This window comes from Flavonifractor plautii ATCC 29863 (assembly GCF_000239295.1).
GTDB lineage: Bacteria > Bacillota > Clostridia > Oscillospirales > Oscillospiraceae > Flavonifractor > Flavonifractor plautii.
This window is the reverse complement of sequence record NZ_JH417842.1, coordinates 12,402-25,937: the sequence shown is the minus strand read 5'-3', so window position 1 is coordinate 25,937 and position 13,536 is coordinate 12,402. Positions and strand designations below refer to the sequence as shown.

General features: G+C 59.0%; 20 protein-coding genes. 3 read left to right on the top strand and 17 right to left on the bottom strand.

All coding sequences use genetic code 11. The features are described 5' to 3' along the window. Positions 1–9: 9 nt before the first annotated feature. The 17 genes from HMPREF0372_RS20905 to HMPREF0372_RS16405 form a co-directional block, all read right to left on the bottom strand. Positions 10–105: a hypothetical protein gene (locus HMPREF0372_RS20905; RefSeq protein WP_009257394.1), complete on the bottom strand. Its 96-nt coding sequence runs from the start codon at positions 103–105 to the stop codon at positions 10–12. Then, on the bottom strand, positions 102–413 hold the full coding sequence (locus HMPREF0372_RS16480; protein ID WP_007494980.1) for a VRR-NUC domain-containing protein: 312 nt from the start codon (positions 411–413) through the stop codon (positions 102–104). The genes HMPREF0372_RS20905 and HMPREF0372_RS16480 overlap by 4 nt, the downstream gene beginning before the upstream one ends. A 226-nt stretch (positions 414–639) precedes the next feature. Next, complete coding sequence (locus HMPREF0372_RS16475) at positions 640–3,051, bottom strand: virulence-associated E family protein (RefSeq protein WP_007494978.1); 2,412 nt, start codon at positions 3,049–3,051, stop codon at positions 640–642. Beyond that, the gene (locus HMPREF0372_RS19455; protein WP_039997861.1) at positions 3,041–3,412 is read right to left on the bottom strand and encodes a zinc-finger-containing protein; all 372 of its coding nucleotides are present in this window, start codon (positions 3,410–3,412) and stop codon (positions 3,041–3,043) included. Before HMPREF0372_RS19455 ends, HMPREF0372_RS16475 begins: the two co-directional genes overlap by 11 nt. A gap of 331 nt (positions 3,413–3,743) precedes the next feature. Then, positions 3,744–5,774, bottom strand: a complete 2,031-nt coding sequence (locus HMPREF0372_RS16465; RefSeq protein WP_007494972.1) for a DNA polymerase — start codon at positions 5,772–5,774, stop codon at positions 3,744–3,746. Between the two features lie 6 nt (positions 5,775–5,780). Continuing rightward, a complete protein-coding gene (locus tag HMPREF0372_RS16460; protein ID WP_007494971.1) occupies positions 5,781–6,401 on the bottom strand; it encodes a DUF2815 family protein in 621 nt (206 codons plus the stop codon). Positions 6,402–6,403: 2 nt separating this feature from the next. Continuing rightward, positions 6,404–6,766: a hypothetical protein gene (locus tag HMPREF0372_RS16455; RefSeq protein ID WP_007494969.1), complete on the bottom strand. Its 363-nt coding sequence runs from the start codon at positions 6,764–6,766 to the stop codon at positions 6,404–6,406. Beyond that, positions 6,759–7,958 carry a DUF2800 domain-containing protein gene (locus HMPREF0372_RS16450; protein ID WP_007494967.1) on the bottom strand — a complete coding sequence of 400 codons (1,200 nt, stop codon included), beginning with the start codon at positions 7,956–7,958 and terminating at the stop codon, positions 6,759–6,761. The genes HMPREF0372_RS16455 and HMPREF0372_RS16450 overlap by 8 nt, the downstream gene beginning before the upstream one ends. After that, complete coding sequence (locus HMPREF0372_RS16445) at positions 7,958–8,470, bottom strand: hypothetical protein (protein ID WP_007494965.1); 513 nt, start codon at positions 8,468–8,470, stop codon at positions 7,958–7,960. Before HMPREF0372_RS16445 ends, HMPREF0372_RS16450 begins: the two co-directional genes overlap by 1 nt. Then, a complete protein-coding gene (locus HMPREF0372_RS16440; RefSeq protein ID WP_007494964.1) occupies positions 8,463–8,747 on the bottom strand; it encodes a hypothetical protein in 285 nt (94 codons plus the stop codon). The genes HMPREF0372_RS16445 and HMPREF0372_RS16440 overlap by 8 nt, the downstream gene beginning before the upstream one ends. Continuing rightward, the gene (locus HMPREF0372_RS16435; RefSeq protein WP_007494962.1) at positions 8,744–9,058 is read right to left on the bottom strand and encodes a hypothetical protein; all 315 of its coding nucleotides are present in this window, start codon (positions 9,056–9,058) and stop codon (positions 8,744–8,746) included. Before HMPREF0372_RS16435 ends, HMPREF0372_RS16440 begins: the two co-directional genes overlap by 4 nt. After that, entirely contained in the window at positions 9,055–9,591 is a 537-nt protein-coding gene (locus HMPREF0372_RS16430) for a hypothetical protein (protein WP_007494960.1), read from the bottom strand. Before HMPREF0372_RS16430 ends, HMPREF0372_RS16435 begins: the two co-directional genes overlap by 4 nt. A 24-nt stretch (positions 9,592–9,615) precedes the next feature. After that, on the bottom strand, positions 9,616–9,837 hold the full coding sequence (locus tag HMPREF0372_RS16425) for a hypothetical protein (RefSeq protein ID WP_007494959.1): 222 nt from the start codon (positions 9,835–9,837) through the stop codon (positions 9,616–9,618). After that, positions 9,834–10,013, bottom strand: coding sequence for a helix-turn-helix domain-containing protein (locus HMPREF0372_RS16420; protein WP_007494957.1), 180 nt, complete (start codon positions 10,011–10,013; stop codon positions 9,834–9,836). The genes HMPREF0372_RS16425 and HMPREF0372_RS16420 overlap by 4 nt, the downstream gene beginning before the upstream one ends. Before the next feature lie 15 nt (positions 10,014–10,028). Next, on the bottom strand, positions 10,029–10,730 hold the full coding sequence (locus tag HMPREF0372_RS16415; protein WP_007494955.1) for a hypothetical protein: 702 nt from the start codon (positions 10,728–10,730) through the stop codon (positions 10,029–10,031). 6 nt (positions 10,731–10,736) lie between these two features. Continuing rightward, complete coding sequence (locus HMPREF0372_RS16410; protein WP_007494953.1) at positions 10,737–11,615, bottom strand: Rha family transcriptional regulator; 879 nt, start codon at positions 11,613–11,615, stop codon at positions 10,737–10,739. Between the two features lie 29 nt (positions 11,616–11,644). Beyond that, entirely contained in the window at positions 11,645–11,878 is a 234-nt protein-coding gene (locus HMPREF0372_RS16405; protein ID WP_007494951.1) for a hypothetical protein, read from the bottom strand. Between the two features lie 199 nt (positions 11,879–12,077). Between HMPREF0372_RS16405 and HMPREF0372_RS18875 the strand changes: the two genes are divergently transcribed. The 3 genes from HMPREF0372_RS18875 (at position 12,078) to HMPREF0372_RS16390 (ending at position 13,509) form a co-directional block, all read left to right on the top strand. Then, positions 12,078–12,440, top strand: coding sequence for a helix-turn-helix domain-containing protein (locus HMPREF0372_RS18875; protein ID WP_007494950.1), 363 nt, complete (start codon positions 12,078–12,080; stop codon positions 12,438–12,440). A gap of 6 nt (positions 12,441–12,446) precedes the next feature. Then, the gene (locus tag HMPREF0372_RS16395) at positions 12,447–12,875 is read left to right on the top strand and encodes an ImmA/IrrE family metallo-endopeptidase (protein ID WP_007494948.1); all 429 of its coding nucleotides are present in this window, start codon (positions 12,447–12,449) and stop codon (positions 12,873–12,875) included. 115 nt (positions 12,876–12,990) lie between these two features. After that, complete coding sequence (locus HMPREF0372_RS16390) at positions 12,991–13,509, top strand: hypothetical protein (protein WP_007494946.1); 519 nt, start codon at positions 12,991–12,993, stop codon at positions 13,507–13,509. Positions 13,510–13,536: the final 27 nt, after the last annotated feature.

The window sequence follows — 13,536 nt, the reverse complement described above, 5'->3', positions numbered from 1 at the left end:
CGTCTTGCCTCAACCGAGGCCCATCTCCAGGAAAAGCCCCAGGGCCGGGTCGGCCACCACGCGGTCAATCGCGTATTTCTGGTACTCATGCGGGATGAACTTCATTGGGCATCACCTCCTTCCAGCCGATTACAGCACTCCTCCAGAAACCGGGCGACCCCGGTCTCGCTTTTTACTTCGCAGGCGTCCGCCCCCAGCCGGCGGAGCCGGGCCAGCTGCTGGCGCTGCATCGGGCTCAGCCGCCCGCCCTCCGCCTTCAGCTCCACGAAGATCACCCGCCCGCCCGGGAGAACCACCACCCGGTCAGGCACTCCCACATTTCCCGGGCTCACGAACTTGTAGGCCACCCCGCCCAGGGCCTTCACTCCTCGGACAAGCCGGGCCTCAATTTCGGATTCTTTCACTCTTGGCATCTCCTTTGCTACGCGTGCGCGCACATGTGCATATATACATCATGCGCCACGTGGGATCACGTGGGATTTTCCTACGTTGTCCTACGTTAAAAAATATTTATGATATAAAGTGTTACTCTGTAACCTTTAGGCTGTATCTATTGCGGCACAGCACTTTGACGCGGTTACACTTCGATTTTTCAAGTGCAACTCTGTAACCGAAAAAGGTTACACTTGCAATCATCTGTTACCCCCCATCTGTAACCGTTTTCCGCTCATAGCAGCGCTGTGTTCCATAGGGTTTCCCCGCTTTCGCCGCTCCGATATTTTCCCATCCGGGAACACGCTCCAGAAGGCTGTTAATCTCCCGTGAATCTCTCTGCCGCATATCGCCCCGCTGCTTGCCCAGGGCCTCGCACCAGATTTCAGCGGCGCATACGCGCGCCCTGGGCGCTGTGACGCCATCGTATTTGACCCCGCCGCCGCGCCATGCCTGCCGCTGTGGAAGATCCCACCGGCTCCACTCCGCCGGGATCTCCTGGTCGAGGAAGTCCGCGATCAGCCCCTCCCACGGATGCCGTGCGCGGTGCTCCTCCTGGATGGCCCGTGCAACGGCTTCCAGTTCCGGGGTAAGGTGCAGCGCTTCACCCATTCTCCAGTGTGCGACGGCCTCGGCCCACAGCTGGCCGCGCGCCCCATCCAGATCCCGGAACACGTCCTTGCTCCGCGCCTGTTGGTCAATATCAATTATCCAGAAGCGGCGGCCCCCGGAGGGGTCGTTCAGGCATTCCCGGCTGTTTGTGGTTCCGAAGAACACACACTGTCGCGGCCGGTCTGCGGTATATCTGCCATAGGCCGCCCGGTAGTAGTCGTTGGTCTTTGAGAGAAACATCTTGACGGCGTCAATCTCAGCCTTCGCCATCGCCTGCATCTCGGCCACCTCGTTTATCCATGTACCCTGAATGGTCTCCATGGAGTCCTTGTCCCCGAAAGTACGCAGGCTGTCACTGAACCAGGCGCCGCCCATTTTTGCCAGGATGGTAGATTTGTGCCGGCCCTGTCCGCCGACCAGCACCAGCATGGTATCGTATTTGCATCCTGGGGCCATAACCCGCGCCACGGCGGCCACAAACGACTTTCGGGTCACGGCCCGGGTGTAGGGGGTGTCCTCCGCCCCCAGGTAGTCGATGAAAAGGGTATCCAGCCGAGGCACGCCGTCCCAGGTCAGCCCGTTCAGGTAGTCCCTGACTGGGTGGTATGCCTGGTCGCTGGCGCAGGCCGCAACAGCGTCCAGGATGTCATTTTTTGCTATCTTCCCGAAGAAGGGCTCCAGGTATATACGCAGTTGGGCGGCGTCGTCATCGCTCCAGGTCTTGGCAATACCAGGTCTGACCCAGGGCAGAACCCCGTCCACGTCAATACGGCCAGAGAATAGATTCAGCCGCAGCCTCCCCTTCAGCTTGGGATTACGCTCCAGCGCGGTACGAAGGTTTTTCATGGACTTTATAGGGTTCCCTTGGGTGTCCACATCCATAATCGGCGGCCTGCGCCAGCTTCCATCGTCTTCTTTGTCCGGTTCTGATACGGGGCCGAACGCCTCCTGAGCCTTCTCCCAGCGTTCATCGCTCAGCGGGCCGACCACAGCTTCATCCGCCACGGCCAGCTCGCACATAGCCTTGTAGCTGGGCAACTGGTGGGGCAGCGTCCCAGGCTTGGCCTCATCGTCCAGCCCCTCAAACCTGTGCAGCCGCACCAGGTCGAAGGCGTTGACCAGCTTCCCGCCGCAGGGGTCGGTGGCATGGTGGGAGTACAGGAACTTCCCCCCGTCGTAGAGCACCGCGCCGCCGGTGGTGGAGCCGCCGGTGAAGGTGTAGCGCCCCGGGGTATCCGTCTCCTCGTAGACACCCGGCAGGAACTTGTCCATAGCCGCGGGCACGTCGTAGACCCGGCAGAAGGCGCCCACAACGCCGTGTTTGGTCTCCGGGTCTCCCTGCTTGGCCGCCAGCCGCGCCGGCGCCGCAGCGCCCGGGCAGGCGGGCCAGGAGGCCACGTCCCGCCAGTCCACATAGGTGGCCAGCAGGCCGTCCACGGACAGCATGGGCTTGTCCGCGGGGTAATAGATGTACTGCCCGTCGGCGCATACGCTGGGCCAGTACATGAGCCGGGACGCCTCAAAGGTGGAGGGGTCGGCCAGCTCCATGCCGATCATATCGGCCATGCGCCGGGCGCAGGGCTCATACTCGTCGGCGGTGCAGGTGCGGTCCAGGGGCAGCAGCACCCGCAGGCGGGGGGCATCCGGGCGGTGCTTGCGGGTGGAGTAGATGCAGTAGCTGCACCCCAGGGCCTCCACCCGCCGCACCACGTCGTCCGTGCCGCCGGCGGGGATGCTGTCCAGGTCGAGGGTCAGCACATCCCGGCCGGTGACGGCCCCAGCCTTCCGCCGGGGGCCGTTCAGCGTGCCGGCGACATAGCCGCCCACGTCCTTCAAATTGTCCTGTTGGCCCTTTGACAGGGCCAGATACTCCGCCATGGTCTCCGTGCTCTTGGCTGGCAGCCGCAGGCGGTCGTACAGCTCCGAGAGTGTCAGCGTCTGGGCCTGCCAGTTGGTGGCCCGCCGGCTGGCACCCACGGAGATGGTAATTTGTCTGTCATAAATCATGGGCTTTCGTCCTCCCGGTGCAGAGCCGGATCACTTTGCAGCATTGCTCTTGATTGAACATCCCGATGTGTGTTTTCTCTGGAGGGAGCCCCATCTGCTGAGACAGCCAGGCATAGGCCGCCCGCCGGGTCATCCGCTTGGATTTCCACAGCGGGTCAAAAGCCTGGTGCGCCATGTGTCGTGCCGTGCGGGTGGCTCGATCCGCCGGCGTCCCCAGGGGGCGTGTGCTCCCTGGGTGACAACCGACATAGGCCCCACAGATAAGGCACAGGTAAATAGGGCCGTAGCTCCGGCCATAGACGACGGCACTGTCCACCAGCATGGCGGGGCAGTGGCAGCGGGGGCATTCAACATGATTCATCGTCCTGGAAATGCGCGGTTAAGTAAAGCTGGTCTTCGCCTACGAATGAAACCCGCACTAAATCGCCTTTATGTGCGGCGTATATGGCCCCCCCAGGTATGCCCGCATTCGCCTTCGATCAAGATGAGGTAGCCTCCCTGCCGAGTATGTGTATCATTTTCTGAAAGCGGTAATATCTGAATGTGCGCCATAGTGTACTGACAGATGGGGCATTTTTCGTGCTCAGGTGATTCACCGTCATTTAATGCGTCAAGAATCCGATCCCGGATACCGGGGGCCAGCTTAATTTCCCTTTCATCAAAATTACAATATCTGCGCATATTTACGTCTCCTAATCTTTTTTGAAAAACGGGTTTACCCACCCGTCCGCGTTTAGCGGCAGCCCCTCCGCCCAGAGCGGCACCTGCCGCATGATGTTGATGACCTCCTCCAGGCTATCCCGGCCCGGCGGCGCGTCGATGACCACCTCATCATGGATGTGGAACACCACCGGATATCCGGCGGCCTCCAGCCGGTCTATGGCCTCCGCCAGACAGTCCCGGGCGGCAGCCTGAGTAATATTTTCCGCCAGCTTTCCGCCGTACGTCTCCACGACCTCCCACTTCTTGGTGGTCTGGTTCATTCCCCAGTAGCAGAGAGAGGGGCGGCCAAAGCGGTTGACCCCCATGTGGGGCTTGGCATAGTACAGCTTCCGGCCATTTGGCATGCGGATTGTTAGAAAGTCCAGGTCATTCTCCGGGTCCAACTCCCGGGCGAAGGCCAGACGGCCACCCCATAGCTCAATGGCCCGGCCGGTGTTGACCGCCTCCCGGGCCGCCGCCTCCACCGTGCTCCAGAACTGCACGATAGCGGGGTTGGCGTTGCGCCACCGCTCTACAATGTCGGGCAGGTCTTCCTCCGGGATGCCCATGCGCAGAGCCCCCATGCTGACCAGGGAGCCGGCGCCGCCCTGATAGCCCAGGGCCAGGGTGGCCACCTTGCCCTTTTGGCGGTAGCTGTATTCCGGATTGCCCTTTTTGATGGCCTCGATGGGCACACCGAACATCTGGGCCGCGGCAGCCTCGTAGATTTTCCCGTGGGTGCGGAACACCTCCAGCACCCACTCCTCCCCGGCAAGCCAGGCAATCATGCGGGCCTCGATGGCGGAGAAGTCGGCGTCCACCAGGGTGCGCCCCGGGGCGGCAACGAAGGCCGTGCGGATGAGTTGGGACAGGGTGTCCGGCACGGAGCCGAACACCACCCGCAGCCCGGCAGCATCCTGGCGCTTCACCAGATCCCGGGCCAGGGGGAGCAGTGCGCCGTCTATGTAGGTGCGGGGCAGGTTCTGTGGCTGGACGATTCGCCCCGCCCACCGCCCTGTCCGGTTGGCCCCGTAGAACTGGAGCAGACCACGGACGCGGCTGTCGGCGCAGACGGCGTGGGCCAGGGCGGTATACTTCTTGTTGCTGGTCTTGCCCAGCTCCTGGCGGATCTCCAGCACCCGCCGGGCCTTATCCCCGGGCAGCTCCTTCCCCAGCAGGTCGGCCACGGTGTCCTTCCGCAGGTCGGCCACCTCCTCGCCGGTCTCCTCCTGGAGCCAGCGGGAGAGCTGCGCCACGCTGTTGGGGTTATCCAGCCCCGTAAGCGCCACCGCCTCGGCAACGTAGTCCTGCCGGGTCTGGGCATCCAACTGGAGGGCTCCGGTGACCAGCGGCATGTCCACGGCCACCCCGCGGGCGTTGATGCTCTGGTCGGTCACCCACTGGGCCTGTACGCAGTCCGGCACCGGGAAGCCGGACAGCCGGCGCTCAATCTCCATTTCCGTGACCACGTCCTGCTTGCAGTAATCCTTGAAGAGCTCCCATTTGGCCGGGTCGTGCCAGGGAAGGTTGCGGGTGCGGCCCCCGTTGCCCTTGGTGGACTTGCAGGGGACGCAAAAAAAGCGGATCAATGCCTTGCCGGCCGCCAGCTTCTGCTTGTCCTGTGGGAGCCCCAGGGCCTTGCCGGTGGCGTCCAGGCCGGCGGTATAGCCGCAGTAGAGGCCGTGGAGCATGGTGCAGCGCCATTGCGGGAGCCACTTCTCCGGCGGGTAGCTGTTGTTTTTCTCCAAGTGAAAGAACCGGCTCAGGCAATACCATTCAAAGGCTGCGTTGTAGGCGTGCTTGATGCAGGCCGGGTCAAACAGCCAGCGGATTACCTCCACCGGCAAATGGGCACCCGGCCGGGTCAGGTCGACCACCTGAACCGGGCCGCCGTCGAGACTGTACGCAAAGAGGAGGATGGCAAAGGCCGGGCTTTGCGCATAACGGTAAAGCCCGGCCTTGCCGATTTCCTGGTCGCTGTACGTCTCGATGTCAATACTGAGATGATGTACCGCGTCCATATCGCGTTAAAAAGGCAGTCCGGTGATCGGGTCGACACTGCCCCAAGCGGCCGTGCCGTAGCCGCCGGGGGTTCCCTGGGCCGCCGCCGGTGCGGCGGCCACCGGCTGGAACGCCTCCTGCGCGGTCACACGGCTTCCGAGGGGATCGCCGTCCCCAGTCTTTTGCACGCCGTTCAGGCCACAGCCGATCCCTTTCTTGCCTGCGCTGTTGTAGGCGAAGAAGTTGACGTTCACGTTGCCCCACATTCCGCTGTAGACCTGGGTGGGGTCGATGATGGGCTGCACCTGGGCGTCCACCACGAAGGGCGGCTGCTTGCTGGAGGCGGTGAACACCCAGCAGCCCCGGCACTCCTCGCCAAAGGCGCTGCCGTCGCTGGGCCGGGGGCCGTCGCCGTCGTGGACGCAGATGGCCGGCTGGGGCGGCCGGACGCCGCTCCACTTGGCAGAGACGCCCGCCTCGATGGCCGCGGCCACCGCCTGGTCAATGGCGGCTTTCGCCGCCGTGTTGGTCTTGGGCACCAAGACCGTGCAGCTATACTTGGGCTCACCCTGGGGGTTGTTGTAGGGCGCCTTGGGCTGGAACAGGTTGCAATAGGAAAAACGGACTCCGGTGATGGTGATAGGCATAATTACTTGTCCTCCTTCATGATTTCATAAAATACCTGGTATCTATGGGCCTTCATTTTGGATGCGCTAACCCTTTTCTTCAGCACCTCGCGCTCCTTTTCCACAAGCGGCCCATAGTTTTTTCCACGATGCTTCTTGCGGAAGGCGAGCAGCGCGGCCTTGGCTTCCTCCGCCTCAGCCATTGCCGAATCTATAAGCTCCGGCAGTGCTTCCCGCAGCATATCCAGCTCCGGGCCGTTCTGCCAGGGGTCGCGTTCCGCCAGCTTGATGAGCCTTCGGAAGTGCAGTACATCCAGCAGGTGCAGTTCGGATAACAGTATCCGGGCCTGGAACGACTCGTGCCGGATGATGATGTAGTCACGCATTCGGTGTCACCACCTGGAACGCCGCTTCTGCCGGCGAATAGGGCGGGCGCTTGTCGCTCTCCGGCACCAGGGTTGGCTTGCCCGGCTTCTTGACCACCAGGCCAAAGGACGCCTCCTCGAAGGGCTTCTTTCCCAGGGCCTTCTCCAGCCCGGCCACGCTGGCAGGCCTGCGCTCCCATAGCAGGGCCTCCGGGATGCCCCGCTCCTGCAAGGTGGCGAAGGCGGTGTCCTGGTCGGCCCACTCCCGGCTGCTCCGGCCCTCCACAGCCTTCCATCCGGCGATCTGGCGGCCGTGCAGAGCGGCGGTAAGGGCATATTCTTTCAGATCCTTCACCCACGCCTCCAGTTCCAGCGCGCGGGTGAGCACGTCGCCCACCTGGGCGTCGGTGAGAACCATATCCTCCGGGTCGTAGCTGTCACCCTCGGGAATCGCGTTCTTCATGGGCTCCAGCTCCAGCATCCTAGCTGCCCGGGCGGAGCACCGCGCCCTGGCCCGGCAGAACCGGCACCACTCGTCTGGGGCAAAGTCTCCCTTCCCCTCCCAGGCCAGGGCGGCGGCGGGCTTGACCACCTTTTCGCCCCACTCCCGCAGGGCCTCCACGGTGGTGTCCCACTCCCGGACGCCCCCGGCGTTGGGCTGGACAATGGAGAGATGCACCTCCCGGATGGTGTCTCCGTAGATGGGCGCATACACCTTCAGGGCGCCCAAGGCGTAAAGCATCATCTGGGGGTTGGCCTCGGCCTCCACCAGGACGCCGGCTCCATTCTTATAGTCCACCACGCACATCCGGCCCGCGCCGATGATGATGCAGTCCGCAGTGCCAAAGCCCTCGGGCACGTAGTCCCCGAAGTCCACCCGGGTCTCCAGGGCCACGAAGGGCTGCACGGAGCCGTAGGACATGGCCAGAGCCTTCAGGTGCTCCAGATAGGTGTCTGTGGCGGCATCCATGCCCTTGTCGTAGTGGGGATCCTCTTTCAGCTTCTTCAGCCGGGCGTTGAACGCCCGGTCGCTCATGGGCTCCACGAAATACTTCCGGGCCTTCAGCTCCGCGATGGCGTGGGCCAATGTGCCGGCGGCGGCGTACTCGCTGGCCGTGTCGGGGAACTGCTCCCCCAGCCGGGCGGAGGGCGGGCACATCAGCCACCGCTCCGCGCTGCTGGCCCCGAGAAGGGCGTGTTTCTCAGGTGGCATCAGAGCTTCGCCCCCAGTCCCCGCAGCTCCGTGGCAAAGGCGCCCAACTGCTCCGGCTTCAGCTGTGTGATGGCCTGCGCGCCGTACTTCTGGAGCAGGGCCAGCAGCTCCGGCATCTTTGCCGCATCCTGGGATACCAGGTCGGCCCCGGCCTTGCCGATCTGCTCCACGGTGTATGCAGGCGCGGCGGCCACCGGCGCAACGGCGGGTGCATTACCAGGGGGTGTCACCTGGGGGCCAGCTACCGGAGCAGCAGCCACGGGGGCCGGTGCATGGTTTACCAGGGCTACAGGCGCAGGTGTAGGGTTTACCGGAGCCGATACGGCGGGGGCCGCAGGGGCCATGGGCGCGGTTAGGGCTGTGTCCGACTTGGACACTTTGCCTTCCTCTGTCTCCAGCACACGGGTAGCCGCCGCATGAACGTCCTGGTTCTTCATGCAGTGCATCCCGAAGGCTGTCACAGAGGCCAGCGCCTCCAGTGGGGTGGTTCCGGTGATTTTAATTTCAATCATGGTTTTCGTACTCCTTTCTTAGCAGCTGAACGTTATAGAAACTGGCGGCAGCCTGAAAGCCTCGCAGGGTGAGGGCCGCCATTGTACAGTCCCCGATGCCGTATCCGTTGGAGTAATGCCCCGGCCTGTTGGCGTCCAGCCTGCGGGCATGCTCTACGGCGTCCCCACCAAACAGCGCCGCGGCCCGGAAATCTGGTACGCAGTTTTCCGTCCCCATCAGTACGGCCTCCTGCTCAAACAGGCCCTTGACCTGTTCCTTATTCAAAGGGCGGTTCATGCTTGCACCCCCTTTCTTTCCGCTTTTGCGGCCCCTTGCTTCCATGCCTCATCGCACATACGTTGCAAACTGGCATAAAAGCATTTAATTTTCGGATTCTCAAAGTCCTGTTGCATCCCCGTTTGGGCATAGTCTTCTGCAGCATCTTTTATGATATTAACAGGTGCTTCCCCTTTGGTCCCAGCGTAGAACGCGCCATTGAAGATACTGACACAGTAGTCAAGGAGCTCTATCGTGGTAGCATCAAGGTCAGCGACCGTTTCCCCATTGCAGGCGACAAAAGTCTCCACCGTGGTTGGAAATGTAATCATGCTCTCACCCCCTGGTACGGCTCTACATCACCATGAATGGTTGGCGCTGTGCCCAGCTCCTCGGGAAACTCCTCGGGGTTCCTCTGCCACAGAAGCCGCCCATCCTGGTCGTAGGAGGCCACAATTACGCCGAAGATACGCTTTGCCACCATGCCGCAGTTCAGGCGCAGCTTGCCGCCTTCCCACATTGACTTATATCGAGTGCCCACCATCTGCCAGGGACCCCATACGCCCTGATACTCCTTATACATGACCATAGGGCCAGGCGCTCCGGGGAACGTGGCATAGCAGAGGCAGAGATCGGAGCTTCCGTCGCCGCCCTTGCTCCTATACCTGGGGGGCGCAGGCCGCCGGGTGAAATCTACCGCCACCCATCCGCCACCTACTACGTCCACGCCCTCCAAACAGTCACCAACGACCGGGAGAATGGCACAAGGGACTTCGGCAATGATGGCCTCAATGTCTTCCAGGTTGGTCAAGCCGGGCCGGATAGGCTTTGGCCGGATGCGGCCCGGGATTATGTAGCTGCTCATACTTGACAATCTCCTTTGAGCCCTCTACAATAAGGGCGGATCAACTTTTTTCTTTGGGCCGTTCGGTGTTCGCAGCACCGGCGGCCTCTCTTTTTTGCGCAAATTCACAAGCGCTTGTGAATTTGCGAGCCCCACGCACAGGGCCGCCGCAGCCACCAGCGCCAGCAGCAGGGGAATACACTCGGCGCAGATACAGGCCGCCAGGACGAGCACAGCGGCCAGGCGCTCCAGGACGGCCCGCTTCATAGCTGCTTCCCTTCCTGGGCCTCCAGCCACCGGGCCAGGCTCTCACAGGGGATCAAAATCCGATTCCCGACCCGTACCGCCGGGAAGTCCGGCCGGTGCGCTAAGTCATATACGGCGTCTGCGCACAGGCCGAGCGCAGCGGCGGCCTCCTGGACGTTGTACGCGATTTTTTCCATAGTGTCCTCCTATCCTTATTCGTCGACCGTCCCGACGTCTACTCCGTCCTTATCAATCAAATGCTGGATGCCATCTGCATCAGTGACAACGGTTAGAGCGTTTTCTGCTATCTCGGGGAACACCGCCTTAAACGCTTCATGAGCGGCTTTTCTGCCTGACTCGGTGTGGCGCACCAGGTCAATCCAATGGGCCTTGACGGCGTGCGTCAGCGGGGCGTCTACCTCGTCCTCAATCCAGCCAACGTTGCGAGGGTCTTTATAATCCAGATTGTGGACAAAAACCATCTCGGAAAACAGTTTCTCCGTTGGGTGGAGATTCTCCTTCACTTGAACGGGGTCACAATTGCAGAGATTACACAGGTCATCCAGGGTAGCCCCAGCACTTTGCCACAAATCCAGAGCAATCGCAATACACTGACCTATCTCCGCAAATCTGCTCTCCGCTACACGGTAATCCTCCCGTAACTTTGATAGGCGCTGTGTACCAAGAGGGAACGATATACCGGCGGACTCCGCTTTCTTCATGCTCCTATCCAATGCGCGGATAGCAGCCCACTTCTCTGCAAGCTCTTGGCTGGCATCTCTGGAGCGGAGCCGGTATAGAACTAATAGGGACAGCATATCCCTTCTCAACTCTCCTCTGTTACCCTGGACACTTGCAATGCCCGCACGTCCGAGGTATTCATACACCTTGAAATCAATCGCCTCTTTATTCATTCCGATTCATGACCTCTCCCTGTAAACCACCGCGTAGTTCTTCCCGTTGACCGTGATCGTGCTGGGCCTGCCGTGTGCCTCAATCCACGTCCGCACCTTCTCAACCACGCTCTCGGTATACTGGTAATCTACGCCGTCGTGCCCGTTGTTGCAGTAGGGAAGCCGTTCGCGCTCGTCCTCTGAGATATCCAGCGTGGAGATAATCGCACCAATGGCCTGGGCATGGGGCACCTTGCCGCCGGATGCCTTGGAGTAGACGCCCAGCTTTTCGGCAATAGCGCTCTTGTCGTAGGTATGCTTCATGTCCTGGAATGCCATGCGGGGGAGGTGAATCCCATCCTCGGAATAGAAATCGCTGAGAGCCATTGCCTGATACTCTGGCTTGGTGCCCGCCCGGTCGTAGAGCTTTTGAAGGAAACTCGCCGCCCGGTTCTTGGCGTTGAGCAGCATCGCCGTGGCCCGTTTGTCGGCGGCGGCCAGCTCCTCCGGGGTCTTACCGCTCTTTGCGGTCTTTCCGCCGATAGCGACCTTCTCGCGCTCCTCCATGATATTGAAGCGGGTTACATACAGGGCAGTGAACTTCGTCCCCTTCTCACCGGTGAGCTTGTTGGCGATGAACTCACACCCCTTCTTGGTAACGAGGAAGCAAGGGAGTTCCCGACCGGTGCTATCGGTATAAGTACTGGGGATGAAAAATTCGCTCGGCTCAATTTTGAGCTCAGCCGCACTCAGCCCAACTTTGGGCTCAGTGCCCTGTTTCATGTTTTCGATATACCCATTGATGTCTCGAAGAAGATGCTTATGCTGTTTGCCTACCATCTCAGCCACTTCGCGGCTGTCCAGGGTTTCCGCTTCTGCGGGGTTGTAGTTCTTGATGTCGTCCATGATGTTCTCCTTTCCAATAGTCCTGTTTATTACTTTCCGGTTGTGGTATCCTGTCCCTGCTCCGGCAGATCCAGAATTTCTCGGATAGCTCGGACGATCTTCGGGGCGTTTCGCTGCCCGGTAAGGATCTTTGAAATATATGCGTCGTCTACATAAAGACCGGTGCGTTCTGATACTTGCTTGGCAAGTTGCGCTTGTGTTTTTACGGGAGATTTAATCAGTCTCGTCTTAACTTCCAAACCAAAGCCCGTATATTCAGCCATAGTGACAAAATTCCTCCCTTCTTAAAAAATTAAGTTGACAGGTACAAAATCTTGTACTAATATATAAGTGTCACCAAACATAAGCACTATTTTTTGTACCTGTCATGGCTTGATTATAGTACAAGCACTTGTACAAGTCAACCTGTATTTGTACAAAAATTAGAGCTTCCATTTTGTGCACAAAAATGGAGGGCCTAAAATGTCTGATTTGTACAATCGCATTTACGATCTGTGCCAAGAGAGAAATATCAGTGTTGGGAAAATGTGTAATGAACTGGGGATCAGCCGTGGAAACCTTACGGAGTTGAAGATGGACCGGATAAAGACCTTAAAGGCCGATAATTTGACTAAAATATCCGGCTTCTTTGGTGTATCGATCGATTATCTCCTTGGCACAGAAACAAAAAAGGCGCCCACCCAGGAGGGTGAGCGCGAGATAGGCTTTGATGATTTCACCTATGCCTTTTATGAAGAATCCAAAGATCTCCCTGATGAAAAGAAAAAAATGCTCCTTGAGATGGCCCGTTTTATGAAAGCGGACATCGAAAAAGAGAAAGGGTAATAGCCTATGGATAGGCTCTTAGCGCTTTATCGGAAACTCAGCCAGTCTGGAACTAAATTCTATATGTGGGATTTGGACGACGATAAGGCTGTCACTCTAGAAGTGGGCGGGACGTATGGGATATTTATGGACTTCGACAATATTCCTTCTTCCAGAGATGAGGCTGCTGTCGTTGCTCACGAAGGCGGCCATGCGTCCACAGGAGCCACGCATAAGGTATGTAGTCCATTCGATTTGGTTGAGAAACACGAGTATAAGGCTTGGAAGTGGGCCGTTCAAAATTACATATCAGAGGATGATTTAGATGAAGCTGTAGCCGATGGGTACACGGACATTTACTCTTTAGCTGAACATTTTGGAGTCCCAGAGGATTTTATGCGCAAAGCTGTCTGTTGGTACACACACGGGAATCTAGCAGCAGAATTGTATTTTTGATGCCAGGAAATAGTTTTAGAAATCACAGCGCTACCAAAAAACTTCCGGATATACCTGATGTCATAGGTGCCATGAAATCTTGCATCTAGAAGGATCTAAAGAGGAGGCAGTGTAAATGGCGAAGATTCTTGCAAAAAATTTATTTGACTACTTGGATGGTCTTGGGGATTTACCTCAAAACTCTGTTTTCCGGGTCGTGTTGGAAGGAGAATTTCTTTCCTTGTATCGCATTAAGTTGAAAACCTTCGGCGCAGATGAGATCATACAACACTATAAGATAAGCACATCTGATATTCTGGCGCTGGATCAGGTGAAAACGTCAGAACTGCAAAACCAGTCTGTTTTGGGCCGTGGCGTAGTTGGTGGGCTTCTATTCGGCCCTGTTGGTGCGCTATTGGGAGGAATGAGCGCCACCGGAAAGCAGAAAATCAAAACAACATTAGCGATAAGCTATTTGCCTTCCAACGGAAATGAGCCAAAAACTGTGATTCTGGCAGATGCCGCTGCCTGGGGAGGAAATAATGCTGTCTCCATAGCAAAGTTAAAAAACGAACTTGCGAAGCAGCCAAAGTCTGAACGTGTAGTTCGGTATCTGGGGCAAACCGTCAATGAGGACGGAAGCATTACATTATAACCACCAGTGTCACCCAATGACTGTCAG

Excerpts from the sequence above, each read along its gene's own strand:
- HMPREF0372_RS20905 (WP_009257394.1), bottom strand. The coding sequence starts at position 105 with ATGAAGTTCATCCCGCATGAGTACCAGAAATACGCGATTGACCGCGTG.
- HMPREF0372_RS16480 (WP_007494980.1), bottom strand. The coding sequence starts at position 413 with ATGCCAAGAGTGAAAGAATCCGAAATTGAGGCCCGGCTTGTCCGAGGA.
- HMPREF0372_RS16475 (WP_007494978.1), bottom strand. The coding sequence starts at position 3,051 with ATGATTTATGACAGACAAATTACCATCTCCGTGGGTGCCAGCCGGCGG.
- HMPREF0372_RS19455 (WP_039997861.1), bottom strand. The coding sequence starts at position 3,412 with ATGAATCATGTTGAATGCCCCCGCTGCCACTGCCCCGCCATGCTGGTG.
- HMPREF0372_RS16465 (WP_007494972.1), bottom strand. The coding sequence starts at position 5,774 with ATGGACGCGGTACATCATCTCAGTATTGACATCGAGACGTACAGCGAC.
- HMPREF0372_RS16460 (WP_007494971.1), bottom strand. The coding sequence starts at position 6,401 with ATGCCTATCACCATCACCGGAGTCCGTTTTTCCTATTGCAACCTGTTC.
- HMPREF0372_RS16455 (WP_007494969.1), bottom strand. The coding sequence starts at position 6,766 with ATGCGTGACTACATCATCATCCGGCACGAGTCGTTCCAGGCCCGGATA.
- HMPREF0372_RS16450 (WP_007494967.1), bottom strand. The coding sequence starts at position 7,958 with ATGCCACCTGAGAAACACGCCCTTCTCGGGGCCAGCAGCGCGGAGCGG.
- HMPREF0372_RS16445 (WP_007494965.1), bottom strand. The coding sequence starts at position 8,470 with ATGATTGAAATTAAAATCACCGGAACCACCCCACTGGAGGCGCTGGCC.
- HMPREF0372_RS16440 (WP_007494964.1), bottom strand. The coding sequence starts at position 8,747 with ATGAACCGCCCTTTGAATAAGGAACAGGTCAAGGGCCTGTTTGAGCAG.
- HMPREF0372_RS16435 (WP_007494962.1), bottom strand. The coding sequence starts at position 9,058 with ATGATTACATTTCCAACCACGGTGGAGACTTTTGTCGCCTGCAATGGG.
- HMPREF0372_RS16430 (WP_007494960.1), bottom strand. The coding sequence starts at position 9,591 with ATGAGCAGCTACATAATCCCGGGCCGCATCCGGCCAAAGCCTATCCGG.
- HMPREF0372_RS16425 (WP_007494959.1), bottom strand. The coding sequence starts at position 9,837 with ATGAAGCGGGCCGTCCTGGAGCGCCTGGCCGCTGTGCTCGTCCTGGCG.
- HMPREF0372_RS16420 (WP_007494957.1), bottom strand. The coding sequence starts at position 10,013 with ATGGAAAAAATCGCGTACAACGTCCAGGAGGCCGCCGCTGCGCTCGGC.
- HMPREF0372_RS16415 (WP_007494955.1), bottom strand. The coding sequence starts at position 10,730 with ATGAATAAAGAGGCGATTGATTTCAAGGTGTATGAATACCTCGGACGT.
- HMPREF0372_RS16410 (WP_007494953.1), bottom strand. The coding sequence starts at position 11,615 with ATGGACGACATCAAGAACTACAACCCCGCAGAAGCGGAAACCCTGGAC.
- HMPREF0372_RS16405 (WP_007494951.1), bottom strand. The coding sequence starts at position 11,878 with ATGGCTGAATATACGGGCTTTGGTTTGGAAGTTAAGACGAGACTGATT.
- HMPREF0372_RS18875 (WP_007494950.1), top strand. The coding sequence starts at position 12,078 with ATGTCTGATTTGTACAATCGCATTTACGATCTGTGCCAAGAGAGAAAT.
- HMPREF0372_RS16395 (WP_007494948.1), top strand. The coding sequence starts at position 12,447 with ATGGATAGGCTCTTAGCGCTTTATCGGAAACTCAGCCAGTCTGGAACT.
- HMPREF0372_RS16390 (WP_007494946.1), top strand. The coding sequence starts at position 12,991 with ATGGCGAAGATTCTTGCAAAAAATTTATTTGACTACTTGGATGGTCTT.